The organism is Ruminococcus bromii, from assembly GCF_928721825.1.
GTDB classification, from domain to species: Bacteria; Bacillota; Clostridia; order Oscillospirales; family Acutalibacteraceae; genus Ruminococcoides; species Ruminococcoides bromii.
Window position 1 is genome coordinate 940,324 of record NZ_CAKMVP010000003.1, and the last position, 25,930, is coordinate 966,253.

A 25,930-nucleotide genomic window follows, 5' to 3' on the forward strand; every position below is an offset into this window, starting at 1 on the left:
ACCGAGGCAGTCTTCGCCTATGAGATAGGCTTTTTTGTAGTAATAGAGGTCTGTGAAAAAGTCAAGCATTTGGTTATTCTCCTTTCGCATAATGAAAAGACCCCGTGGATATTTTCACGAGGTCTTTTTGAATTTATGTCACGGCTTTTGTCAGCCATGTTTGTTACGGGTTTTTAATCGACATACCAACCTTCACGCTGTACGCGTTCACCGACTTTGAATGATATAACATCACTGTAGTAACCGCTCGGTACACCTTCGTCAACATGTTTGTCACAATGAGTGATGTGTACATCCTCAGATGTAATATTTATCTATGTATATTATCTGTACCGCTCATTGATTTACCTTTCCAATCAATTTGTTTTAGATCCCAGTCATCGTTAGCTGATACTTTTTCATAATAAGCATGTGAAATCGTTTCTTCCCACTCTTCTGTCCAATGACCACCTTCTACTATTTTAGTACCAACCTGTTTTGTAACTTCTACTGCGTGATAAGAACCCCAGCCATCATTTTCTCTTACTTCCCAAAGCATATGCTCTTCTAATTGGTGAGAATCTGCTAATTCTTGCCCACAATTATTACATACATCTATGTAGCCAGAACTAAATACCGGCTCTTCTCGGGTAGTTGAAACCCACTCACTGTAGTGGTGGATTGTTACCTCGTCATGTTTTTTATAGTACCTAATTCCGGTTACCACTCCCCGATTTTCGTAATTGTCACCAATCTTAATATCTTGAGTTGGATTTACAGGGACTGTTACGGTAACACCCTTTGAATCATATCCACTTGTGAACTTGTTAGCTGATGAATTGATACATCTTACTGTGTAGGTATATGTTTTTTTGGCACTTACATTCTTATCATTGAATGTGGTTGAGGTTGTGTCTGCAAGCTTTTTCCAGCTTTTGCCGTTCTTTACATACACACGGTATTTTTCAGCACCGTTCACCTTGCCCCAGCTGATTTTTACGCTGTTATAGGTTGCCTCAGTTTTTGAAATTTTAGGAGCGGCTACATATTTAATTGACTTGCCTTTGCCATTATAACCGCTTGTGAATCTCTTTGCATCTGCACTAATGCATCTTACGGTATATGTATAATTCTTGCCCGATGAAACGGCTTTGTCTGTGTATGCAGTTGAGGTTGTATCTGCAAGCCTTGTCCAGCCCTTACTGCCCTTGTAGTAAACTCTGTATTTTACCGCACCGTTTGATTTGTTCCAACTGATTTTTACACCGCCGTTTACGCTCTCGGCTTTGGTAATCTTAGGAGCTGAAATATATTTTACGGATTTGCCCTTTGAATCGTATCCGCTTGTGAACTTAGTTGCAGATGAGTTGATACATCTCACGGTGTAGGTGTATGTCTTGCCTGATGAAACCTTACTGTCTGTGTATGCAGTTGAGGTTGTGTCGGCAAGCCTTGTCCAGCCCTTACTGCCCTTGTAGTAAATTCTGTACTTTTCAGCACCGTTCACCTTGCCCCAGCTTATTTTTACACCGCCGTTTACGCTCTCGGCTTTGGTAATCTTCGGAGCTGAAATATATTTTACAGTTTTGCCCTTTGAATCGTATCCGCTTGTGAATCTCTTTGCATCTGCACTAATGCATCTTACGGTATATGTATAATTCTTGCCCGATGAAACGGCTTTGTCTGTGTATGCAGTTGAGGTTGTATCTGCAAGCCTTGTCCAGCCCTTACTGCCCTTGTAGTAAACTCTGTATTTTACCGCACCTTTTACCTTGCCCCAGCTTATTTTTACACCGCCGTTTATACTTTCAGCCTTTGAGATTTTCGGGGTTGCAAGACTTGTCTTTGCTGACTGTGCCGAAACAACAGGGGCATTCGTTTCAACAGCGCTTGCCGTAAACGGAACTGCTGTTGCCGTGCCTACCATCATTATTGCAGAAAGCAATAACGGCATTATTCTTTTTGCTTTCATTATTATGCCTCCTAAAAAGTATGTTTTGATGATACTTGCATCTGTAACTAAATTTTATATCTTTAATTATGATTAGTCAACAATATGTAGGTAATTTTTCTCATTTGTGATGATTTTTTGTTGAATCAAAACCACCCGTCCAACGGGTGGTTTGCTCTAGGGCTATAAGCCCATGCTACCGGCCAGCGTCTCAAGACGCTGGCTTTCACTTGGTTCAAGCCTATTGCCTTTGCCTCTTTCGCCACCCCTTAAAGGGTGTTTGTATTACTCGCCACCCTTAAAAGGGTCTTCATATTCTCGTACACTTAATTTATCTAGTGCTATATCATGCTTTTCTTGGTCTTCTATGTATTTCCTTATGGTTGCTTCATTTAGACCTACTGTACTCACATAATATCCTTCTGCCCAAAAGTGCCTATTTCCAAACTTATACTTCAGATTTGCGTGTTTCTCAAACATCATTAACGCACTTTTTCCTTTTAAATATCCCATAAAACTTGACACACTCATCTTCGGTGGTATACTTAAGAGCAAGTGTACATGATCTATCATCATATGCCCCTCTAGTATCTCCACTCCTTTGTACTGACATAACAATCTTATTATGTCTTGCAAACTCTGTCGATACTGTGCATATATTATTTTTCTTCTATACTTTGGCACAAACACTACATGGTATTTGCACATCCATTTTGTGTGGGATAAACTATTTGTTTTATTTGCCATTAAAATCACCTTTCTTTTTTTACAATAGACTTGAACATTCTTATTGTAATACGATTGGTGATTTTTTTGTATAACTTTTTATGCACACCCGCATAGCGGGTGGTTGTTTGTGCCACGCAAGCGTGGCACTGGGTAAACCCATTAAAACAAGCGACAGCTTAATTCGCTGCCGCTTGTAATTCTCATATATTCTGTTTTTACGGGTTACCCCAACTATTGACATTGAGCCTCTTAATTCAAGTGTTTTCAAGTTTACTCAAATTAACTGAGCAACAGCTCATAATCCCAGTGTTTAAGCCATTTTAGAGCACTTTAAGAAAATTTGGCAAAAAATAAAAGGTGGTTAAAAAACCACCTTTTTTGGTCGAGGTGACAGGACTTGAACCTGCGGCATCTTGGTCCCAAACCAAGCACTCTACCAAACTGAGCTACACCTCGAAATGTTGTTTACTAACAACAGCTTGCTTATTATACACCGTATTTTTCGATTTGTCAACACTATTTTTGATTTTTATTCAAAAAAATAAAATAACTGACACAATGAATTAACTGAAACATAGTGCCGTTGTTCTCTTGTTCAGCGTTGGGGCTGCCTGTGTTTTGGTGCAAAATTAAGTGCATCCATAGCAACGATTTATTTTCAAATTTTTGTTCAACGGCTTAATTCTGCTTCAAAACCGTTACTATGGATACTTTTTATTGTTTCTGCTTTGTTTTATAGTCTGCGATTAAAGCATTGATCAGTCGGAATATTTTCTGATTTTGAGATAAATTCCCCTGTCATCGGCAATTTTCTGACAAGCCTTGATGTCCTCCTCGGGGATTGTATCTACAATTGAAAACTGCGTATGTTCAAAATATTTCTTTGCATCCTCTGCAAATTTGAGCATTGACTCATACGCATGGTCAAAAACAGGACGGCAAATTTCGTCATACTTTTCCGATGAACAGGTATTGAGGCTGATTGAAACAGAATCAATATACTTTGAAATCAACTCAGCTGTGGGCTTGTTGTTGATTCTGTCAGAAAGACCGTTTGTGTTGAGTCTGAGTTTGATGTCGGGGTGCTTTTCCTTTACATATTTTGCGGTTTCAAGCATATTGTCAAGAGCCGAAGTCGGTTCGCCGTAGCCACAGAATACAAGCTCCTTGTAGCCTGTGAAATCAAAATCATCAACAGCCTTTTTAATATCCTCCATACTCGGATCATGCTTGTGCCAGAGTGTATCTGCACTGCCGACCGAATCGGTATTGTTGCGGATACAAAATGTGCATCTGCAAGGGCATTTGTTCGTCAGATTAGCATAGATAGATGTTTTGTACACATAAAGAATATCTGCCATTATGTTTTCTTCTCCTTATTGAAACTCACATTAAAGCGAGAGTTTTTTCTTGAAATTGATTTTATCAAGACCGATGCCTACAACGATGAAGATTAAAGCACCTACACCGGGCTGCAACCAGCAAGTGGGAAGTTCCGCAATTGCTGCGGCAAAATCGTACATAAGACCGTTTGCAATAAAGTAACCGCCGATTGTAACGATTGTTGTTGGAATGAGCATAAGAAGTGATGACGGACTGATGATTTTTTCATCTTTGCCACGCTTTTTCATTGCCATTCTGCAAAGCACAAACGGAACTGCGTTAAGAGCCTTGATAATAGCTGTTGGGATTGCCCAATGCGGATAACCCGAAATAAGGTCGGCAAGAGCGCCGCCGATTGATGATGCGATAATTCCGAAAGGACCGGGAAGAATACTTGCGGCGAGATAAATCATAGAGTCGCCTGCATGAGAGTATCCAAGCGGTGACGGAATCTTGATAAAAGCAGTTGTTACGGTAACAAGAGCCGCACACATTGCCGTAATTGCAATCAGTTTTACATTATATTTTGAATCGGTTTTTGAAACAGTTTTAGCAGTCATAGTAATTTCCTCACAAAAGCATTTTTAAATGTTTTTCAAATTCAATACCCTCGTTGCGATGAATACCGAGTTTAACGGTTTCACAAAGAGAGGTCTGTATGAATTTTACCGCCAGATTTACGGTATCTTTCAGGCTGTCACCACGGAGCAGTCCCGAAAAGACAACCGAGGCAAACAAGTCGCCTGTACCCGAATAGCTTCCGCCCGTCTTTTCACAGCTGACACAAAACACCTCATCATCGGTTGCAATAAGATTGTTAATCTTTGTAACCTCATCGGAAATTTTATGCTCAATGCCTGTAACAATCACGGTTTTCACCTTGTAGAGTTTCAAAAGCTTTTTGGCAAGCTCTGCAACCGTATCGAGAAAATCGGGAGAATCGGCATTTTTAATCAGTTCTGAATAGTCGGTATCGCACAGAATACAACATTCGGTAAGGTTCGGGGTGATTACATCGGCAACAGAAACGAGTTTTTTCATCTTTTTGCCAAGGGTTTCGGTATAAAGGCTGTAGGTTCTTCCACCGTCACCGAGAACCGGATCCACAAGTACAAGCGTGTTGTCGGTTTCAAAGCTGTCTATAAATGAAAGAATTTTGTCCACCTGCTTTTCGCTTGAGAGGAAACCCGTATAGATTCCGTCAGGCTGAAAGCCGAGTTTTTTCCATTCACTTGTGTAATAATCAAGCTTATCCGTGCAATCGTTGCAGTAAAAGCTTTCAAATCCCGTCTGACTTGTCAAAACGGCTGTCGGCATAGGACACGCCTGAATGCCCATTACGGACAAAACAGGGATTGCCGCCGTCAGCGAACACTTGCCAAGCCCTGAGAGATCATTGATTAGTACAGCTTTTTTTGTCATCATACCACGCCTTAAAATTTCTGAACAGTTCAACATTTATCTTGTGATGTTGTCATTATACAACACCACTGTCATTATTTGTATGCACAATTTTCAGAATTTTTATAGGTACAGTTTGTGAGGCGTAAAAAATGACATCCCACTTTTGAGATGTCATTTTAGTACATTACACTGCTTTTTGGGCTTCAACCAAATAAACCCCGTCAGAGCCTATAAGCATATCTATAGGTTCATTATACACCTTATTAAGCATTTTTATATTATCAAGGAACGGAACTGCACACACATCAGCATCCTTGGCTAAATCATCTATAATATCTTTTGACTTTTCGGTATTCCATTTTTCAAGTTGGTCACCTGCTCCAATAAGACCTTCATCAACAGGACCTTCACATATAACAGGTATGCTTGCAATCACCTTGCCAAAACCTCTGCTCAAATCTGATAATCCTTTTGTGAAAAATGTTTCCACAGAAGATTTAGAGGCTTTTTCAATTCTCTTGCAACATTCATCAAAAAACTCATCATACTTTTTGGATTTTTCTTCAATTTTGTCAGAAATACTATTCAAGTAGTCTTTGTCAAAATTTTCAAGGAGCATTACCTCAAGAAATGAAGCATAGGAATACAAAAACAAAGAAAGCTTATAATCATCAAATTCTGCTTTCAATTTATTCTTAACCTGTTTTACATCATTGTCCCAATGCCAATCATCAGATTTATTTAAAATTTTGACAATTTGCTCAGTATGAAGCGACAATGCTTGTTCCGACTCTTTTTTGATATCCTGAACAAGAATATGTTTATTTGTTTTATATTTCTCGTTATCGCAGTTAAATTTGTAATTGCTCATAACATCGGACAAGGTATTTATATCTCCACGAATTTTTGCCCTTTGAGTGGATTTTACATATTCAAGCATTTCAATCTGTATGTTTTTAATTTCATTAAACTTTAATTCAATACCAACCAAAGCAACCGCTAAACAAATCATTGTAGGATCACAAGGTAATTGCATTAGACTTGCCTGACCGCCGCCTACTGAACCTATATCAGTTTTAAGTGAGCCTATAAAATCAGTACTTCCTTTCTTATGAAACATCTGTCTGCCCATAGTATTAACAAAATATAAACCACTTCCGCCTTCACCTGTTATTCGTTGCTGAAGCATAGACATTATCGGTTGAAAAGCAACTCCGAGTGCTGCCAAATCTGTAAAACTAAATTTTTTGCAATTATATTCTTCCGCAAGTATTTTTTCATCCATGTCAGGAATCAATTCCATATCCATTAAGGACATAGCCATTTCTTCCCTTTTTTCTATCTCATTCATAATACATTCCCCTTTGAATATATAAATCATAAGTAAATATTTAACTCTATAAGGAGATTATACCACTAAGAATTACACGATGCAATAATTTTCGAAATATTTCATCTGTATTATGTAATATTTGCACAATCATAATAGTATAATCTATTTTATAATTTCTATGCTAATTCAGTTATCAACTAATGGTCGGCTCTCATTATTGCTAATGTATAGCGATTACTTACATAAACAATCGGGCAACAGAAATTTTGCATCTTGTAAATCTGTTGCCCGAACTAAATTTTAATTTTCAACTTTCAATTTTAGAGATTTTTATAAAAGTGCAAACGAATAACAGACAGCAATTTAAAAGCAACGAAGTTTTTGCTCCGTTGCTTTTTTGTTAACCTATAAAATCATCGCAAATTGCAATAGCAAGTTGAAACAATTTTTTGAGAATATCATGTTCATTGGAGTAGATATTTGTAAGTCATCGCAGTAAGGAATGTTGTATCAAATATTTTGTTGAATAAAGAAGCAACCGCCTGCTTAGTACACCTAAACAAGCGGTTGTTTTTGTTTATTTATTTTGCATATTTCGGTCTGCAACAACAGGAAATGTTACTCTTATATCTTGTTCTGACTCTGAAATCATCGCACTCTGTGCCACCGTTATTCGCACCTACTGTTGTTATGGTGTAATCATCTACAGCGATACAAAGCTCTATGTGGTCAAGTGACTTACAGCCCTTGGCTTTCAGCCTTGAGTCATATTTTGTAGGTTTTCCGCTCCACGAAAAAATAACAAGGTCGCCCGGCTTAACATCACTCGCACGGTAAAGCTGTCCTGCCTCTAAAAAGTTCACGGCAACAACACCGCACGATGTGGTTTTGCCGCCCGGAATCATATCCAACGCACCTGCTTTATTAAAAAGATACATCTGACCTGCACAACAGCACGCAACAGCATTGACTGTTGTATCATAATTTCCGTACCATTTCATAATGTCGCAGCCCTTGCCCGCATCCTTGCCGACAAGTGATTTTGCCGTTGAGATGATTTTATTAGCCTTAACCGGCTGAATGACAGTCACCTTGCAGGTTGCGGAATAGCCGTTCACTTTGGCGGTAATTGTGGCAACACCCTTTGATTTTGCCGTAACTTTGCCGTTTTTGTCAACAGTAGCTACCTTTGAATTTGAAGATGACCATACTGCATTTTTGGTTCTATCGGAAATAATTTTCTTCAAAGTATAGCTTTTGCTTTTATAAAGAGAAAGTTTAGCCTTGTCAAGCATAATATACGGCTTATCGGCAGCATTTACGGTTATACCCTTTGAATCAAACCCACTCATAAATGTATTTTCGGATGGATTTATACATCTTACGGTGTAGGTATATGTCCCCTTGCTGCCTGCGGTTTTATCCGTAAATTCCGTTGATGTTGTGTCGGCAAGCTTTTTCCAGTTCTTACCGTTCTTGACATACACACGGTATTTTTCAGCACCGATAACTTCTTTCCACTCAATCCTTATTCCGCCGTATGCAGCACCGGCGTTCAAAAGCCTTGGGGACGCCGTATATAAGATTGACTTGCCCTTGCCGTCATAACCGCTTGCAAAATTTCTGCCGTCTTTTGTGATACACCTTACGGTGTAAGTACAGTTATGATCTGACATTGCCTTGGTGTCGATGAATGATGTTGAGGTTGTATTGCCAAGACCCTTCCACTTATTGTTTTTCTTGCAATATACACGGTATTTTTCAGCACCGCTAACCCTGCTCCAGGTGAGTTTTACTCCGCCGTAAACATTTTCCGTCTTTTTTATTTTCGGCACTGACAAAAACTTTACGGATTTGCCTTTTGAATCATAACCGCTTGTGAATCTCTTTGCATCTGCACTGAGGCATCTTACGGTATAGGTATAATTTTTGCCCGATGAAACGGCTTTGTCTGTGTATGCAGTTGAGGTTGTGTCTGCAAGCCTTCTCCAACCCTTACTGCCTTTGTAGTAAACTCTGTACCTTGCAGCACCGTTTACCCTTCCCCAGCTTATTTTTACACCGTTGTTTACACTTTCTGCCTTTGAGATTTTCGGGGTTGCAAGACTTGACCTTGCCGACTGTGACGAAACGACGGGTGCGTTTAACTCAGCCGCACTTGCCTTAAACGGAACTGCCGTTACTGCGCCTGCTGTCATTATCACGGAAAGCAACAACGGCATTATTCTTTTTGTTTTCACTGCTATTCCTCCGAATGATATATTATCAGCTGCTTTTTAATATATACTGTCGGAAGCTATTGTTGTAGGCTCTGTTTCAGGCTGAGTCGGTTCTGTTGGTATTTGTACCGACTCATATGATTCCTGCTGAGATACCGTTGTCGGTTCCTGTACAAGTTCTTCTTCTGTCACAGGCTGTGTGGAATCGGTCGTGTTCTGTGATGAAACAGCCTGTGCTGATTTTTTTGTTGTCTTTGTATTCTTTGCAGGTGCTACATATGTATAACCGTAATATTTACACAAGCCCTTGCATATTGCTTCGCCTATTTCATTAATATTCTTGCGAATCCAGTTTGAGCCTGTTACGGTATCATGAAATTCACACTCAACATACAAAGAAAGTGCTTTCGGAACATTGATTTCATAAAGATCTTTCTTGTAGATAACAGCGTCATCTTTACCCGGAGTGATTGCACCGAGTGAATTGCATACAGCCTGTGCGGCTTTTTTACCACTTGAATTCAGGCAAAATACTCTTGTTCCGCCTGTGTAGTTACCGGAACCGCTGGCATTTGTGTGAATCGGCATATGAATGTCTGCACCGAACTTGTCCGACTCGGGACAGCGTTTCTGCATAAGTGTACCCGACTTGGCAACCATAACCTCAAATCCGCAGCGATTAAGTGCTTTTGCTGTTGCGGCTGCAATTTTGTCGCACTGAGCCATTTCGTTGGTATTGCCCGTTGCATAGGTGTTTGCATTTTGATTTGACGGACTGAGATATATTTTTATAACCTTTACCTTTACTTTGCATGTGGTCTTTATGCCGTCAACCTCAGCTGTTATTATTGCAGAACCTTTGCCCACTGCCTTTACTTTGCCTTTTTGGTCAACTGTTGCAACCTTTGCGTTGGATGTTGACCAGGTTATAGGCTTTGATTTGTCTGCCACTTTAGTTTTTATTGTGTAGGTTTTGCCCTTATCAACCGTAACGCTTGTTTTATCAAATATAACAGGCGGTACCGGGGATGTTGTCGCTGTAAAGCCTTTTGAATCATATCCGCTTGCAAATTTCTTTCCGTTCGCAGTAATACAGCGTACAGTATAAGTATAGCTTTTCTCAGCCGACAGATTCTTATCCGTTACGGAAGTTGATTTTGTATCGGCAATTCTTTTCCAAGTGTTTCCGTTCTTGCGGTAAACACGGTATTTTTCAGCACCCTTAACCTTGTTCCAGGTAAGCTTTACGCTGTTATAGGTGACATTTGTTTTTGTAACCTTTGGAGTGGCGATATACTTTACGGACTCGCCGTTTTTGTCATAGCCGCTTTGATACTTTCTTGCGTCATTGCTGATGCATCTTACCGTATAAGTATAGTTATTGCCGGACAAAACATCGCTGTCAACGCAGGAGGTTTCTGCTGTATCAACAAGCTTTGTCCAACCGTGCCGTCCTTTGTAGAACACGCGGTACATTTCCGCACCGCCAACGCTGTTCCATGAAAGCTTTACACCGCTGTTTACGCTTTCAAGCTTCGAAATTTGAGGAGTTGCGATATAGGTTGTTTCTGTTCCTTTATGGTCAAAACCGCTTGTGAAGCTTTTTGCGTTGTAACTTATACAGCGTACCGTGTAAGTATAGCTTTTGCCCGACGCAACATTTTTGTGAACTAAGGATGTTGAGGTTGTATCACCTATTCTTATCCATTGTTTGCCGTTTTTTAAATAAGCTCTGTACTTTTTAGCTCCTTTAACCTTATTCCATGTCAGCTTTTCTCCGCCGTTGACGCTTTCGGTTTTTGAAATTTCGGGAGCGGCAATGTAGGTTAGCTTTGTTCCCTTAGAATCGTAACCGCTCGAGAATTTTTTTCCGTCTTCGGTGATACATCTTACTGTGTATGTATAGTTTCCGCCTGAATAAACATCACTGTCAATACAGGAGGTTGAGGTTGTATCGGTCAACTTTGTCCAGCCGTTTTTACCTTTGTAATACACACGGTACAAGGCAGCACCGTCAACATTGTTCCAACTGAGTTTTACGCCTTCGTAAACACTTTCTGCCTTTGAAATTCTGGGAGTTGCAAGACTTGTCTGTGCGTTCTGTTTATTCTGCACAGGTGCTTTTGCAACCTCAACTGCATTTGCAGTAACAGATACTGCTGTTGTGATGCCAAAAGTTACCATTGCTGAAAGTAATATTGGCAATATTTTTCTTGATTTCAAACTTATCTCCTCCTGAATAGAATATTTTAATAAGTATTATCAACCATTAAATCTTATACCCTTAATCTCTATCAGTCAAGACCATTTGGATGATTTTGTATATTTATATATGTTTTTGTCAAAAATGAACAATTATATTTTCAATATACCTACATAAGCAGTTGCATTTATGTGCTTAAAGTACCAATCAGATTTGCAATAATATTTTCACATTCTTGTATTTTTGTTTATCACATATTTTTCTTCGCTTTGGTGCAAACAAAATCAGTTAATATACAATTACCGCCTTTGAAAAATACAAGTATATTTTATGCAAATATGCAAAAATCGGACGGTCGTTACGACCGCCCGATTTGATTTGTGTTCTGAAGCTTTATTTATCTCAGCCTTGAAATAATGCGGCTTGCGGTGATCTGCACAATCAGAGCGCAAGAACTCTCGGAACAATTTCCGCAGGAGCTGCCACTGTGCCGCTGCATTTATATTTCTCGGTTTCTTCTTTGGTTCTGAAGCCCCATCCGTAGAGAACAGCGAGAAAGTCCATACCGATTTCTTCGGCACCGTTTGCTTCAATAGTGCCGTCGCCTACAAGGACACTTTCCTCAACTGAAACACCTGTCTGCTCACACGCCTGCAAGAGCAGATGGCTCTTTGTTAGGTTTGTACCGACATCTGTTGCACAAACTGCGTCAAACACATCCGCAGCATCGTAGTTTTCAAGCATATCTGTTGTAAACATTCTGTGCTTTTGAGTTGCAATTGCAAGCTTAAAACCGCTTTTCTTGAGTTCACGAAGAGCGTCATAAATTCCGTCATAGACGGTGAACATCTCTTTTCCTTTCTGGGAATAAAGTTTACTGTAATTCTTTACGGCATATTCAATTTCGTCATCACTCATATTAAAGAGCGTTTTAAAGCCGTATTCAAGCGGTGTGCCGATTACTCCGTAGAGTGCGCTGTGTTCAACAGGCTCATAACCCATTGCAACTGCCGTTGTATTGAAACAATATAAAATTCCGGGGGCTGTGTCGGCAAGAGTTCCGTCAAAGCCAAAAATAACTAATTTTTTCATAAAACCGCCCAATCTGCAAATAGATAAAATTCATAAATTACCTGAAATCAAATACAAAAGTCTTTTGTCCTGCAAATTCCTGCAAATATGGAAATACATCTCTGCGTGAATTATACCATTTTTGGAAGATAATTACAACACTTATTTTGCTTATGAGTATAATTTCTAAAATAAAAACGGTGCAAAAATATGTAATTGTTGTTTTTTTGATTATATAACAATAAAATTTATTTGAAAAACAGGACTTCTAAACAACTTTATTTCTTGACAACATTGTGCGTGCGTTATAAAATTGAAGTATATTACATTGAAAGGTTATTATATTATGGCTTCTACAAAGCATAAGAATCCCACTGCTAAGCCAAAAGAAAAATATTCGGTACAGCAGGCGCTCACAAACTATTATCTGCTTGTTATGTTCACGCTTTTTCCGTTGTTTTTTACCGACGCATATTTTAACATCAGGCATGACAAGTATTACTTTTTCATTATATTGACGGGCATTCTCGTTATTGCGGAATTTCTTATTATTATGACCGCAAGTGTTGATAAACCGCCGGAAGACTCAAAGCTTGAAAAGCCTAAACCAAAGCATTTGTATGAAGAGCTTTCGTTTATGGACTGGGCATTTATTGTATTCCTCGGGATAAATTTCATTTCAACGCTGTTGTCCGCAAGTCCTTTGGATGCGCTTTTAGGCTCTGACGGACGAAACAACGGACTTTTGCTGATGACATTTTACACCGCAGCATATTTTATGATTACAAGGTGCTTTAAATATTTTGAATACATATTTGTTGCGCTTGCGTTCGGTTCAATGATTGTTTATGCACTTGCGGTGCTTAACTCATTCTATATTGATCCTCTCGGGATGTTTACTCTTCTCACCGACCAACAGACTATTACCGACTTCACTTCAACAATCGGCAACAAAAATCTGCTTTCAAGCTACATCTGCATCGCTATGCCTGTTATGATTGCAATGTCGGTTATCACGGAGAAAACCTTGCTCAGGGCAATTTATCTTATTGCAACAGGATTGGGCTTTGCGGCTCTTATGACTGCCGACAGCGATTCCGGCATTCTCGGCATGGCTGTATTTATGATTATTTACCTTGTATGGTTTTCAAACAGCCTTGTCAGACTGAAAAGATTTTTCCTTTCGGCAACTGTTATGCTGTTGTTTGCAAAGCTGCTCAGATTGTTCTCACTCTGCTTTGACGACAAAAGCAAGGGCTTTGATAAGTTTCAGGAAATTTTCGTATTCTCAGGCATCGGCTGGATATTGCTTGCAGCTTGTGCCGTTATTACAGGGATTTTGTATCTTATTGATTACAAAAAACCAAACATCACAATTTCAAAAGCCGTGCCGATTGCTCTTGCTGTTGTATTCGGACTTTGTGCTGTTGCCATGATAGGAATTATGGTTTATTTCAGCTGTATTGACACCAAAACCGACCTCGGCAGTTTTGAAAGAATTATCCGTTTTAACGATAAATGGGGTACGCACAGAGGCTTTATGTGGATAAGGTCGATATGGATTTTCGGCGACGCTTCATTCATTGAAAAGCTGTTCGGCGTAGGTCCCGATATGTTCTACTCCGCATTCAGACCGTACTTTAACGACCTTTTAAAATACGGTGACAGCTCAACAAATGCCGCTCATAACGAATATCTAAACTACCTTATCACAATCGGAATTACGGGACTTCTCTCCTATCTTGCCATTGTGTGCGGTACGATTAAGAACGCAGTTAAGTATGCAAAGGAAAATCCGATGCTGATTGCGTGCGTTTCGGCTGTTATCTGCTATGCTGTTCAGGCTATTGTAAACCTTTATCAGCCGATTACAACTCCGCTGTTTTTCATCTTCATAGCTTTGTGCGAGGCTTTTGTAAGAAATGCCAAAGCTGAAAAATCTGCCGTATAAATATTATGTCTGCGTTTCAATTCGTATAAGAAGGTTCTGCATTGACTCGTTGCGGTCACGGCGGTATCGTCCCAGCTCGTAGAGGCTGTCGGGATTTTTAGTGATTATATTGGGCTTTTCCGTACAGGTTAGTGTACACGAAAAGCCCATTTCTTTTATCAGTTTTTCAGTCAGGTCATTTTTTGCACCGAACGGATATACAAAGCAGGTCGGTTTTTTCCCTGTTGCATTTTCAAGCAAGCCTTGAGCCTTGGCAACATCTTCCGTAAGAATAGATTTATATGCTTCGTCACTCTCCCCCGCCTTTGGCAAAACACCCTTCCGTGATTTCAAAGAATGCATATCGTACGAATGATTCTGAATTTCAACATAGCCCGAATCGGACATTTCTTTTATATCGTCAAAGGTTATATGACCGTAGTTCACGGAAATGTCCTTGGTTTCGGTAAATTTTTCAGACACTGACGCAATCGGAGATATGACCGCCTTGCAGTTGTATTTTTCAAGCAAAGGGAGTGCATAATAATAATTATTATAATATCCATCGTCAAAGGTCAGCATAATACATTTTTCGGGCAATGATTTTTTGCCGTAAGCATAATCGGTAAGGTCCTTTACAACAACGGTTGTGTAGCCGTTTTCGGTCAAATATTTAAGGTCATTTTCAAAAAGAGTCGGCGAGATTGTGTAGTCATTTTGCAGTTTTTCATCCTTTAAAAGTGAGTGATACATTATTACGGGCAGTTTCACGCTGTCGGTATCAGCCGTTGTTTCTTTTGTTGCACCTGTCATTACCGATATTAAAATTACCGCAGACAGGAAGAGTACCGTTAAAACGATAATTTTTACTGTTTTGTTTGATTTCACTATATTTCCTCCCAATTCTTTGTGCAAGATTTTTTATCTATAATTCTTTATTGTAAATATAATCAAGCATCTGCGTGATAGAATATAGCCAAAGTTAATACTGATTACTGATTTTGGTCAATCGGTACTGACTAATATTGCATAAGGATTTATGAATTATGGCAAAAAGAAATTTCAGCTCAAAACGCAATGCAATTTACAACGCTGTGTGCGGTACGGACACTCATCCGAGCGCACGCTGGGTTTATGATAAATTAAAACCCGAAATTCCTGACCTTAGTCTTGGCACGGTTTACAGAAACATTGCTCTTTTTAAGGATGAAGGAAAGGTCAGCGTTATATGTAATGTAAACGGTGAGGAGCGTATTGACGGCAACACAGAGCCGCACCCCCACTTTGTATGCAACAAATGCAAAGCAGTTATTGATGTTGAAGACAATCAAAATGCTGATGACCTTAAGTCACAGCTTGCCGAAGAGGGATTTAAGGTAGAAAACAGATTTGTTATCTACTACGGCATATGTCCCAAATGCTCGGCAGAAGTACACTAATATTTATTACAAAGGAGAAGTAATTATGAAATGGTATTGCACAGTATGCGGTTATGTTTATGAAGGTCCCGAAGCTCCCGAGGCTTGCCCTGTTTGTAAGGCACCGAAGGAAAAATTTAAGCAGATGGACGAGGAGGCGTCTTTCGCAACAGTTCACGAGGTTGGCGTTGCTCAGGGCGTAAGCGAAGATATTCTCAAGGATCTCAGAGCTAACTTTGAGGGAGAATGCAGTGAAGTCGGTATGTACCTTGCAATGGCAAGAGTTGCAGACAGAGAAGGCTATCCCGAGGTTTCTGCCGCATTTACAAAGTATGCTTTTGAAGAGGCTGAACACGCTGCCAAGTTTGCAGAGCTTTTAGGCGAAGTTCTTACAGACAGCACAAAGAAGAATCTTCAGATGCGTGTAGATGCAGAAACAGGTGCTTGCGAAGGTAAGTTTGACCTTGCAAAGCGTGCAAAGGCTCAGAACCTTGACGCTATTCATGACACAGTTCACGAGATGGCAAAGGATGAAGCAAGACACGGCGCAGGCTTTAGAGGTCTTCTTAACAGATACTTTAAGTAATCATTAAAACAATAAAAAATCAAAAAAGTCAGCTTGATAATCGTATGACCAACAACTAACCGATTACACAACAGACTTTGAACAGGAGATTTGATAGTATGAAATATGTATGCGATGTTTGCGGATATGTTTACGACCCTGAAATCGGCGATCCCGACAACGGCGTTGATGCAGGCACAGCATGGGAAGATGTACCCGAGGATTGGGTATGCCCTCTCTGCGGTGTAGGTAAGGATGAATTTTCCGCAGAAGAATAATTAACAGATTGGCAATTTGGGGGCAGGCAATGCTTGCTCCCTTTTGTATGTACGGGAGTAAATTATGAAAAAATTGATTTCGTGGAATGTAAACGGACTTCGTGCCTGTGTTACAAAGGGCTTTGAGGACTTTTTCAAAGATGTTGACGCAGATATTTTCTGTCTTCAGGAAACAAAGCTTCAAGAGGGACAGATTGACCTCCTGCTTGAAGGATATCATCAGTATTGGTGCTATGCCGACAAAAAAGGCTATTCGGGAACGGCTATGTTCACAAAGGAAGAGCCGTTAAATGTAAGTTACGGAATCGGCATTGACGAACACGACCACGAGGGCAGAGTTATCACGGCAGAATTTGACAATTGCTTTGTTGTCACCTGCTACACTCCAAACTCGCAAAGTGAGCTGAAAAGGCTTGATTACCGAATGAAATGGGAAGATGATTTCAAGGCATATCTTAAAAAACTTGAAGAAAAAAAGCCGGTTATTATGTGCGGTGATTTGAATGTTGCACACAATGAAATTGATTTAAAAAATCCGAAAACCAACCGTAAAAATGCAGGCTTTACCGATGAAGAGCGTTCAAAGATGACAGCGTTGCTCGATGACGGATTTATCGACACCTACCGCTATTTCTATCCCGATACAGAGGGCGTGTATTCGTGGTGGTCATACAGATTCAAGGCTCGTGAAAAAAATTCGGGCTGGCGTATTGACTATTTTATCGTTTCAAAAGCTCTTGAAAGCAAGCTTGACGGCGCAAAAATCCATACCGAAATTTTTGGTTCTGACCATTGCCCCGTTGAACTGACGATTGACATTTAAAAAGCAAAATAAAACCCCGACACAGCATACACCGTGTCGGGATTTTTTGTATATTATGAAAAATTTTCAAAGACTGACAATACAAATTTCAAAAGTGTCAATTGACAAAACGGGAATTTCGTCTTGACAAATGATTTTTTGCAAAGAAAATGCTCCGATGCTAAAAAGTATCGGAGCATATATGAGCTTTTTTATAATTAACTGACGGTAATTTTGTTTTGACCGCCTGTTATGTCGGAAAAATTGTTTTTAGCACTTTTAACGAATGCGAAGATTGTTTTCAGAAGCATATTTCTTGTTTTGCTGTCAAGACCTGCAAAGGATTTTAGGATTGTTCCCGTGTTTTTAAGCGGATTTTTCAGCATCTCATTAAAGGTTGCGGTTTCGGTCAGCGACAAAAGGGCAAAAACCTCTTTTGTGAACTCCCGTCTTTGAGCAATTGTCAGCGATTCAACAAATTCTTTCAGCGTGTGGTCAAAGAAAACGCTGAAATTTGTAGTGCTTTTCAGCCTGATAAGACTGTTCTGCTCAATCTCCCATGAATAGATATCGTGCTGAAGAAAACCTTTTTGATTGCTCTTTACAATTGTGTAGCTCTCCTCATGCTCAAATATCATGCCGAAAATGCTTGACTGCGGAACAAAGGTGTAGATTCTGTCGTCAATTTCATAAAATCCGCTGTCCTTGATTTTGTCAAGAGAAAACCCAGGTCCGTCAAAATTGTAAATATAATCAATATGATTTCTTGAATTTTCATCGGTGAAAGCACCGGCATAAACCGCAAGATTTCCGCCCTTTGAGTGACCGCCCAGAATGAATTTTCCGTTGAGCATACGGACTGCCTTTTCAAAATAATCAAGAGCCTTTTTCTGCGACGGCAACGGAAATGTAAAGAACATATTAAAGTCCTCCTGCCAGCCGACAAGAGAATTGTCCGTTCCTCTGTATGAAATAAAATAATTCTTTTTAAGAAATTCAAAAGTGATTGCGGAAAACTGCATACTCACATCGGACTCAACCTCGTTTACATACCCCGAAACAAGGATTTTGCCGAATCTCTTGCTCTCTGCCGTTGCTTTCAAAAGGTCGGCGTCACCCTTCCACAATAGATTTTTCTCGTAATCATCGGTTGCAAACACACGCATTGCCGCCTGTTCAAGGGTAATTTCATCAAACAGACAGGACGATACCGCACCGTCAAAAGGAAGATATGAAAGCCGTGAAAGCACAAGTGCGTCAAGCTCGTTAAAACCGTCCTGCTCAAATGTCAAATCGCCGCGCCAGCTTATGTAATCAAATATATCAGCCATACAAATGCCTCCAATCTGTTTTCTCTCCGTAACTATTGTACCACTTTGTACTAATTATTTCAATACAATTTTGATAATTGTAAAAGAAAAGGACAAACGGCTTGCGTTCATCCTTTAACAGTATATGAAGTTATCTGAATTTTGCGATTACTTCAAGAAATTCTTTTCCGAATTTTTCAAGCTTTGTTCTGCCCACACCCGAAACTTCAAGCATTTCATCGGATGTTTCGGGGCATTTTTTGCACATATCAATCAGCGTTGCATCGCTAAAAATAACATAGGCAGGAACGCTCTTTTTGGATGCAATGCTTTTTCGTAAAGCCTTGAGTGCGTCAAGTAAATCGGCATTGACAGGCACTTCGGGGCGGTGCGTTTTGACAACCTTTTCGGAGTTTTCAACTTTCTTCATCACAAGCCGTTCCCGTCCGAAAAGCACATATCGGCTCTTTGGCAAAAGTTTTAGAGCCTCGGTTTCATTGTCGGCTGAAATATACTCCTTTTCGGCAAGAAAGTCAATTGTGCCGAAAATATGCCTTGCCGTAACCTCTTTCATTATTCCGTAGGTTGACTGATTGTTAAGCTCAGCTTTTAGAATTTTCTCGCTTTTACTGCCCTTTAACACATCACAAATCACAGTTTTGCCGTACCTTTGTCCTGTTCTTGCAATGCATGACATAATTTTTTGAGCGTCAATTGTGACATCAACAAGCTTGTGAACAGAAAGACAGTTGGAGCATTTTCCGCAGTAAGCCTTTTTATCACCGCCAAAATACCGCAGAATAAATCCACGCAGACAATCGTTTGTTGTGCTGTAAAAGGTCATATGCTTTAAGCGTTCAAAATCACGCTCACGAATTTGCTCGTTTTCTTCAATTGTAAGCTCATCGTTGCCCTCGGAATTTTCAATCATAAAGCGATTTAGGCGAACATCCTTAGGACTGTAGAGCAGAATGCAATCAGCCTCACCGCCGTCACGGCCTGCTCGTCCTGCCTCTTGATAGTAGCTTTCAATGTTTTTCGGCATATTGTAATGAATTACATATGTAACATTTGACTTGTCAATTCCCATACCGAAAGCATTGGTTGCGACCATAATATTTTTTCGGTCAAAAACGAAATCCTCCTGATTTTTCCTGCGTTCGTATTCATCAAGTCCTGCGTGATATCTTGTAGCCGAAAAGCCGTTATCGCAGAGCAATTCGCAGACAGATTCAACATTTTTTCGGGTTGCACAATAGACAATTCCCGACCTGTCACCACGCTCCCGAATGAGGTCAATAAGCTTTTCGTCCTTTGACGATGACTTTATTACACCGAAGAAAAGGTTGGGGCGGTCAAATCCCGTTGTAATTTCAAACGGATTTTCAAGCCTGAGAATTTTCTTTATGTCTTCTTTTACATCATTTGTAGCCGTTGCTGTGAATGCTCCGACAATCGGACGATTTTCAAGGCATTTAATAAATGAAACAATTTTGAGGTAACTCGGTCTGAAATCCTGTCCCCATTGTGAAACGCAATGAGCCTCGTCAACTGCAACCATTGAGATTTTTATCTTTTTGCAGGTGTCGAGAAATCCGTCAGTCAACAGCCTTTCGGGTGCAACATAGATAATTTTGTATTTTCCGTGTTCAACATTTGAAAGCACTCGCAGAAATTGCGGATATGAAAGCGAGCTGTTTATGTATGCCGCAGGGACTCCCGACTGAACAAGCGAGCCGACCTGATCCTTCATAAGCGAAATGAGAGGTGACACAACAATTGTCACCCCGTCAAAAAGTAATGCGGGAATCTGATAGCACATAGACTTGCCTGCACCTGTTGGCATAATGCAAAGTGCATCTCTGCCGTCAAGCAAAGCGTCAACTATCTGTTCCTGTCCGTCTCTGAAAGAATCGTGTCCGAAGTAATCTTTCAACACGCTTAATTTATCACTCATCTTTTTGCCCTTGTCTATCATTCTTTATTGGAATTATAATCATTGTATTCCCGTTCAATCCAAGCCATAAGCAGATTTACAATTTTCTGCTGTTCGACCTCGTTAAGCTGTTTGTCCTTTGCAACTCTATACCACTTGTTAAGACACCATCTGCAACAACATGCACAGGCATGCTGTGCAATAAAAACAGGGTGTCCCCTCATAGGCGTTTGCTTTCCGTCATTCGGAATATATTTTGGTGCAAGCCGTGTTCTGACAAAATCTTCTGCGTGGGAGCGGATTTTATCCATTCCCTTTTCATTTATGTAGTCGATGTCCTTTTGCTTTAAATGAAACCGACTGCGAAAATCCGACTTTTTCAGTTTATCAAGTGCCTCATCTATTGTTTGCATCGTTTATGCCTTCTTTTATTCTCATAACTTAATTATAAACAATTACTACGGTAATGGCAAGAAAAAAGGCGATAGTTTTCTGTTGCAAAAAAACAACCCCACGATTATTTTACCGTGGGAGTTGTTTTCATAGGGTTGCTTTTCAATTATTTTTAGAGATTAAACATCTTTGCAATATTTTTCAGCAAGAGCAAAGAACGCTTTTTCAAGCGAATCCAAGGTTTGTTCCGTCATACTGACCGACATACTGTTTTTGTCGGAAAATATGATTTCAACGATTGTAACCGTGGCGTCATCGACTGTCAGTTCTTTGTTTTTCGGATTATATTTTTTCAGGATTTCCAACGCGTTATCGGCAGCGTCGCACAACAACTTCATATCCGTTTCGTTGATCAAAACATTTTCAAAAGCGATATAGCCGCATTTGCAGATAGCGTCAAAAAGGTAAATTGTACCTTCTTTTCGCACATAAAAAGAACAGCAGTAGTCAAAATTTGAATGATTTTTTGAATAACTCACGGACACTATTTCTTTTTTTGCACGCATTTTTCGTTTGGAAATATTATGAAATAACGACCGTAAATCCATATCGGTTATGTCATAGTCGTTCCACAGAACGGACAGAATTTTGGAGGATTACCGTCAGGCTTATAGCCGCAGGCAGGGCAAACAATTGCCGCAGAGTTTTGCGGATTAAACGGCTGTTGCGGCTGCTGATTTCCTGTGTTGCTCTGCACAGGCATTCCGTTCTGCTGATAACCTGTATTGTTCTGCATGGGCATTCCGCTTTGCTGATAACCCATATTGTTCTGCATGGGCATTCCGCTTTGCTGATAACCCATATTGTTCTGCATGGGCATTCCGTTCTGCTGATATCCCATATTATTCTGCATCGGCATTCCGTTCTGCTGATATCCCATATTATTCTGCATCGGCATTCCGCCTTGCTGATATCCCATATTATTCTGCATCGGCATTCCGTTCTGCTGATATCCCATATTATTCTGCATCGGCATTCCGCTTTGCTGATAACCCATATTGTTCTGCATACCGTTTCTGATTTGTTCGCATAATCTCATCAACTGCATTCCGTCATCAAACGCTCTCATAAGCTCATTTCTTACAGTACCGATTGACGAATCAACATACATTGATATGTCGGTTATGAACGGATGATTTACGATGAATTTTGCTTTCAGAGAAGATATTCTTTGCGGAGATGACGATGTGTTTGTATCACGAACATACGGCTGAAGCGCAAGAGGAACATCAAGCATACCGTTTTGCCCGGAAAATGAGTTTGTTGCGTCAAACTGACTGCCAAAACCGCTGTTCATGCCCTGACGGTTATCATAGCGGTCGTACTCATCGGGGATTCCGTCACGGTCGGAATCCTGCAGAGTTGTATATCCGAGTTCAAGCCAAAAGTCCTGCAGCTGTGAAAAATCGAATATTTCAGGATTGCTGTTTTTGAAATCTCTGCCTATTGTGAAATAGAATTTTCTGTTATTAAAATCAACAACAAGCTTTTCATTTGTGCCGGCACTTGCCGACTGAACAAATGCCGAATATTTCTGTCTGTTCTGTTCACGCTGTTCAAGATGAGTTTTAACATCAGCTATTGTTCTGTTTTTCCAACCTGATGAAAGCGAACTTAATTTGTGCTTGCAGTCGCTGCAAAGATAGCCGTCTGAAAGCTTTTGCCTTGTGAGGGCATTTACCTTTTCCCCGCAAAGGTCACAATATTTCTTTTCAAATAGTCCCATAAGCGTTCTCCTTTACAAAAGACCAACGATTTTCTTTTGAATGTTTGTAGCGTCTACGACAGAAATTGTTCCGTCATTATCTGTGTCGGCGAGTTTTAATTGATAGGAATCAAATTCAACATTATGAACAACCTGTTTTTGAACAAGTGTTGCGTCAATAACATTAACCACACCGTCCATATTGACATCATACGGAACTGTAATGTTTACATCAAAACTAATATCGTCTTTATACAGATATATCTCATACACCCTTGTAACACACTGCGGTTTGCTTACAGTAATGACATATTTGCCTGGGAATGTTTCATAATACAAATATAAAGGTTCTGCATTACTGTTTTCCATTTCATGTTCAAAGCTGCCCTTATAAACGCCGTCAAAAGTGTATTTATCCATCTTAACAGTAATAGTGTCCTTCGGTGAGCCGCCTGTTTTGAAGTTCATTATAATTTTGGCCTTAACCTCTTGCGTCACTTTAACCGATACACTGTAAATGACATCACCGTTTTCACCCGTGACAGCACACCTGAACTGAGTTTCATCAAAATCCGTATTCGGTCTGATGCTCAAAGCATTTGTTTTTGTACCCTTGAAGGAAAATTTGCTTGATGTGGATGAGTCGTCACTTATGTTTCGCCACACATATCTTGCTATACCGGTGCTTGTTCTTCTCCTTACTTTCATCTGCCACTGATAGCTTGCGGCATTGTTGGCAGTAACCGATATAGTTTTTTCTTTGCCTTTCATAATTTCTGCCTCTGTGGACTGATGTGTAAATGATGGCGATTTATCTGCAACAACGTAATATGCCCAAATATAATATTGACCTGTGGTTTCATCCTGAAGAATTGTCGCCTGACCGTCGTCGTTGTACAAGCCACATACTGCGTTCTTGGCAACCGCATATCCTCTGTTCATATTAAAGTATAGCTGACAACAATACATACCGCTGTCAAAAGCTTCTCCGTCGTTGAGCTTTCTGCTAACTTTGTTGTTTTTGTACTCATACCACTCAATATAATCAAAACTGTAGTAAGTGCTGTTTATCGGAGTTGCCGTAGTTGAGGGGATTTTCCGCTGTTCAGGTTTCTCCAAGCCTAAAAATCCAATTATAGGAATTTCTGTCTTCTCAAGAAGTCCCGGAAAGTTACATTTTCCCGAATAAAAAGTACCGCTCTTTGAACCCGTTACTTTACATCTAAAGACAACATCTTTCCACCCTGAGTCAGGTCCTACAAGTTCTGCGTAGGTCTGAAATTTAAGATGGTCTGTAAAAACACCCGAAAATTTCGAGTTGGGTCTGTCGGTTTTATCGGAGAGGTTAACCCAGCTTAGGCTCGGATACTTTGCCTGCCATTGATAGGTAAAGGTTTCGTCTGTACTGCCGCCGTTTACTCCCACGATAATGTTAAGGACATCTCCTATGTAAACCTCGGTGTCGATATATTTGATATAAGCCTGAGCCGCCGCATTTGCGGTTATGGCTGTCATAGGAAGAGCCGTTAAAAGCATAAGCACACACAGGGCAACACTCGAAATACGCTTTGCTTTTTTCTTGATTTTCATAAAAAACCCTCCTTTATGCCCAAGGGTCATCCGAAGCGGGAGTTCGTATGTCGGAGAGTGCAAGATTGCGCCACAAGAACCATTGATTGCCCTTTCTGCGAAGCTCAATCGGGCGAGGTGAGTCCGCTCCCGACGACTGAACCTGAACTTTTGCATAACCCTCGCTCTGATAGGTATATGCATACTCGGAAACGGTTATTTTGTACGGAACATTCGGTGTATAATCGTTCTTCACGGATGAACCCTCAAAATACGAGCGAGGAATATATCCCCTGCCCTTGATTCTGTCACGCAAAAATTGAATATCCATCCCGTTCATCGGCTGAGGTCCTTTTAATACATTGAGCATTTCTATTGTGTTTTCCGGACTTTCATCATATTCAAGCAACACAAGCATTGCAAATGCCGCTGTTGAAAGAGGTGACGAAAAGTCAAGCTCCGGCATTTTTTTGAGTTCATCTGCATTTTTCGGATAATCGGCAAATACGAATGTTTTGCTTTTGTACCTTGCATTGTTTACTGCTCCCGAAACAGCCTTTGTAACATTGTTTTTTACAGCCTGATTTGTCATATTTTTTAAGCTGTCAAATATACCCATAAACAGTACCTCCTTTTTAAAGTGCGTCAAGTGCGGCAGCAAGATAATCTGCCGTTACGGATGAATAAAAAAACGAGCTTATTTTTCCGAATTGTTTTGCCTGTTTAACCCTGTCGGCAAGATCGGGGTATGACTGTTCATCACAGAGCAGAGCCGTTTTGCAGTTTGGCAAATGTTCTTTTATTTTCTCACAAAGCTCAAGCCGCTTCTCGACAGTTGAATTGGCAAGTCTTGTGACATCCATAAGCAAAACATCAACTCTTTGTGCAATGCACAAATCAAGAATTTCTCCGTCCTGATTCGGCGAAACATTTTCAATGCAGAATCTTCCCTTCCTGACAAGTGCATTTTGAATAGCCTCACTAAGCAAATTGTTCTGAACACTGAGCAAAATTTTCTTCAACGGACATCACCCCTTTTCACCTATATCTTTCACTTATATTGTACAATTTTGCGGTAAAAGATGAATGTGCCAAACGGCATATTTCACAACATAAACAAAAAAACACAGCCGCCCGATTGCTCGGACAGCTGTGAACTTGTGCTAAAAATATCAATGGTGGGTAATTAAAAAAGGGGGGGTAAATAATAAAATAATTATGCTTTGTTCTTAACAGCACCGATAATGTAAAGTGCAGGAATAACAAGACCGCAGATAAGAGAGAACACATTAAACTGTGAGCCGCCTATCATACTGATAATTTCGCCTGCAACACACATAACCGCAACAATAACGCCCCATACAATACATGTGTTTGCCTTGTTCGGAAGTTTTGCATTGATAACGCCGATAATACCTGCAACAAACTCAGCAACCGCACTGATAAGTGCGAAAACACCGCCGACATAAAGCATAGTCATATCGTATGTACCGTCGTTAAAAGCTGCAAGTGCGGCGATACCGAGAATGGCGATGATTGACACGATCAGTGCAATAGCACCGAATACAATCATAAGGATTCCCGTTACTTTAAGAAAAGTTGAACCTTTTGCCTCCATAGTTTTTCCTCCTGTCATTAAATAATAAATTTTATGCATCTTTGTCTTTGATTATTAATCGGACAAAGATAGCG

Annotated in this window: 24 protein-coding genes and 1 tRNA gene; 5 read left to right on the plus strand and 20 right to left on the minus strand. The window is 40.1% G+C overall.

Annotated elements, in window-relative coordinates; translation table 11 throughout:
- Positions 1-310: 310 nt before the first annotated feature.
- From QDI94_RS04755 to QDI94_RS04800, 10 genes are all read right to left on the minus strand, one after another.
- On the minus strand, positions 311-1,951 hold the full coding sequence (locus tag QDI94_RS04755; RefSeq protein WP_278867617.1) for a fibronectin type III domain-containing protein: 1,641 nt from the start codon (positions 1,949-1,951) through the stop codon (positions 311-313).
- Between the two features lie 264 nt (positions 1,952-2,215).
- A complete protein-coding gene (tnpA, locus tag QDI94_RS04760) occupies positions 2,216-2,677 on the minus strand; it encodes an IS200/IS605 family transposase (RefSeq protein WP_101105764.1) in 462 nt (153 codons plus the stop codon).
- Between the two features lie 361 nt (positions 2,678-3,038).
- Positions 3,039-3,115 (minus strand) — tRNA-Pro (locus QDI94_RS04765).
- 302 nt (positions 3,116-3,417) lie between these two features.
- Positions 3,418-4,020 carry a TIGR04100 family radical SAM protein gene (locus QDI94_RS04770; RefSeq protein WP_278867621.1) on the minus strand — a complete coding sequence of 201 codons (603 nt, stop codon included), beginning with the start codon at positions 4,018-4,020 and terminating at the stop codon, positions 3,418-3,420.
- A 30-nt stretch (positions 4,021-4,050) separates the two neighbouring features.
- A complete protein-coding gene (locus tag QDI94_RS04775) occupies positions 4,051-4,602 on the minus strand; it encodes an ECF transporter S component (protein WP_278867624.1) in 552 nt (183 codons plus the stop codon).
- Between the two features lie 10 nt (positions 4,603-4,612).
- A complete protein-coding gene (locus QDI94_RS04780) occupies positions 4,613-5,467 on the minus strand; it encodes a pyridoxamine kinase (protein WP_278867627.1) in 855 nt (284 codons plus the stop codon).
- Positions 5,468-5,630: 163 nt separating this feature from the next.
- Positions 5,631-6,797 (minus strand): hypothetical protein, encoded by a 1,167-nt coding sequence (locus tag QDI94_RS04785; RefSeq protein WP_278867629.1) that lies wholly within the window; start codon positions 6,795-6,797, stop codon positions 5,631-5,633.
- A 563-nt stretch (positions 6,798-7,360) separates the two neighbouring features.
- Positions 7,361-9,019 (minus strand): Ig-like domain-containing protein, encoded by a 1,659-nt coding sequence (locus QDI94_RS04790; RefSeq protein WP_278867631.1) that lies wholly within the window; start codon positions 9,017-9,019, stop codon positions 7,361-7,363.
- A gap of 36 nt (positions 9,020-9,055) precedes the next feature.
- Positions 9,056-11,221, minus strand: coding sequence for an N-acetylmuramoyl-L-alanine amidase (locus QDI94_RS04795; protein WP_278867633.1), 2,166 nt, complete (start codon positions 11,219-11,221; stop codon positions 9,056-9,058).
- Positions 11,222-11,642: 421 nt separating this feature from the next.
- Positions 11,643-12,293, minus strand: a complete 651-nt coding sequence (locus QDI94_RS04800) for an HAD family hydrolase (protein WP_278867636.1) — start codon at positions 12,291-12,293, stop codon at positions 11,643-11,645.
- A gap of 325 nt (positions 12,294-12,618) precedes the next feature.
- On the opposite strand from QDI94_RS04800, the gene QDI94_RS04805 reads away from it, so the two are divergent.
- Complete coding sequence (locus tag QDI94_RS04805; RefSeq protein WP_278867638.1) at positions 12,619-14,223, plus strand: O-antigen ligase family protein; 1,605 nt, start codon at positions 12,619-12,621, stop codon at positions 14,221-14,223.
- A 3-nt stretch (positions 14,224-14,226) separates the two neighbouring features.
- Here QDI94_RS04805 and QDI94_RS04810 read toward each other — a convergent pair whose 3' ends face one another.
- Entirely contained in the window at positions 14,227-15,090 is an 864-nt protein-coding gene (locus tag QDI94_RS04810) for a polysaccharide deacetylase family protein (RefSeq protein ID WP_278867641.1), read from the minus strand.
- A 158-nt stretch (positions 15,091-15,248) separates the two neighbouring features.
- On the opposite strand from QDI94_RS04810, the gene QDI94_RS04815 reads away from it, so the two are divergent.
- The 4 genes from QDI94_RS04815 (at position 15,249) to QDI94_RS04830 (ending at position 17,286) form a co-directional block, all read left to right on the plus strand.
- On the plus strand, positions 15,249-15,641 hold the full coding sequence (locus QDI94_RS04815) for a Fur family transcriptional regulator (protein ID WP_101029498.1): 393 nt from the start codon (positions 15,249-15,251) through the stop codon (positions 15,639-15,641).
- 25 nt (positions 15,642-15,666) lie between these two features.
- The gene (locus tag QDI94_RS04820) at positions 15,667-16,206 is read left to right on the plus strand and encodes an NADH peroxidase (protein ID WP_015524277.1); all 540 of its coding nucleotides are present in this window, start codon (positions 15,667-15,669) and stop codon (positions 16,204-16,206) included.
- A gap of 98 nt (positions 16,207-16,304) precedes the next feature.
- Positions 16,305-16,463 carry a rubredoxin gene (gene rd / locus QDI94_RS04825; protein ID WP_015524278.1) on the plus strand — a complete coding sequence of 53 codons (159 nt, stop codon included), beginning with the start codon at positions 16,305-16,307 and terminating at the stop codon, positions 16,461-16,463.
- 64 nt (positions 16,464-16,527) lie between these two features.
- The gene (locus tag QDI94_RS04830; RefSeq protein WP_278418461.1) at positions 16,528-17,286 is read left to right on the plus strand and encodes an exodeoxyribonuclease III; all 759 of its coding nucleotides are present in this window, start codon (positions 16,528-16,530) and stop codon (positions 17,284-17,286) included.
- A 197-nt stretch (positions 17,287-17,483) separates the two neighbouring features.
- On the opposite strand, the gene QDI94_RS04835 is transcribed toward QDI94_RS04830, so the two are convergent.
- From QDI94_RS04835 to QDI94_RS04875, 9 genes are all read right to left on the minus strand, one after another.
- On the minus strand, positions 17,484-18,596 hold the full coding sequence (locus QDI94_RS04835) for an Mbeg1-like protein (RefSeq protein WP_278867642.1): 1,113 nt from the start codon (positions 18,594-18,596) through the stop codon (positions 17,484-17,486).
- Positions 18,597-18,726: 130 nt separating this feature from the next.
- Positions 18,727-20,532 (minus strand): DNA helicase RecQ, encoded by a 1,806-nt coding sequence (recQ, locus tag QDI94_RS04840; RefSeq protein WP_278867644.1) that lies wholly within the window; start codon positions 20,530-20,532, stop codon positions 18,727-18,729.
- Positions 20,533-20,549: 17 nt separating this feature from the next.
- Positions 20,550-20,924 (minus strand): DUF4186 domain-containing protein, encoded by a 375-nt coding sequence (locus tag QDI94_RS04845; RefSeq protein WP_278867646.1) that lies wholly within the window; start codon positions 20,922-20,924, stop codon positions 20,550-20,552.
- A gap of 159 nt (positions 20,925-21,083) precedes the next feature.
- Positions 21,084-21,443 (minus strand): hypothetical protein, encoded by a 360-nt coding sequence (locus tag QDI94_RS04850; RefSeq protein ID WP_278418458.1) that lies wholly within the window; start codon positions 21,441-21,443, stop codon positions 21,084-21,086.
- 74 nt (positions 21,444-21,517) lie between these two features.
- Entirely contained in the window at positions 21,518-22,690 is a 1,173-nt protein-coding gene (locus QDI94_RS04855) for a DUF4428 domain-containing protein (RefSeq protein WP_278867647.1), read from the minus strand.
- Positions 22,691-22,702: 12 nt separating this feature from the next.
- Positions 22,703-24,259: a dockerin type I repeat-containing protein gene (locus QDI94_RS04860; protein ID WP_278475482.1), complete on the minus strand. Its 1,557-nt coding sequence runs from the start codon at positions 24,257-24,259 to the stop codon at positions 22,703-22,705.
- Positions 24,260-24,272: 13 nt separating this feature from the next.
- Positions 24,273-24,857 (minus strand): DUF6935 domain-containing protein, encoded by a 585-nt coding sequence (locus QDI94_RS04865; RefSeq protein ID WP_101028573.1) that lies wholly within the window; start codon positions 24,855-24,857, stop codon positions 24,273-24,275.
- Positions 24,858-24,873: 16 nt separating this feature from the next.
- Complete coding sequence (locus tag QDI94_RS04870) at positions 24,874-25,260, minus strand: response regulator (protein WP_101028574.1); 387 nt, start codon at positions 25,258-25,260, stop codon at positions 24,874-24,876.
- A 194-nt stretch (positions 25,261-25,454) separates the two neighbouring features.
- Positions 25,455-25,856 (minus strand): hypothetical protein, encoded by a 402-nt coding sequence (locus QDI94_RS04875; protein WP_278418451.1) that lies wholly within the window; start codon positions 25,854-25,856, stop codon positions 25,455-25,457.
- Positions 25,857-25,930: the final 74 nt, after the last annotated feature.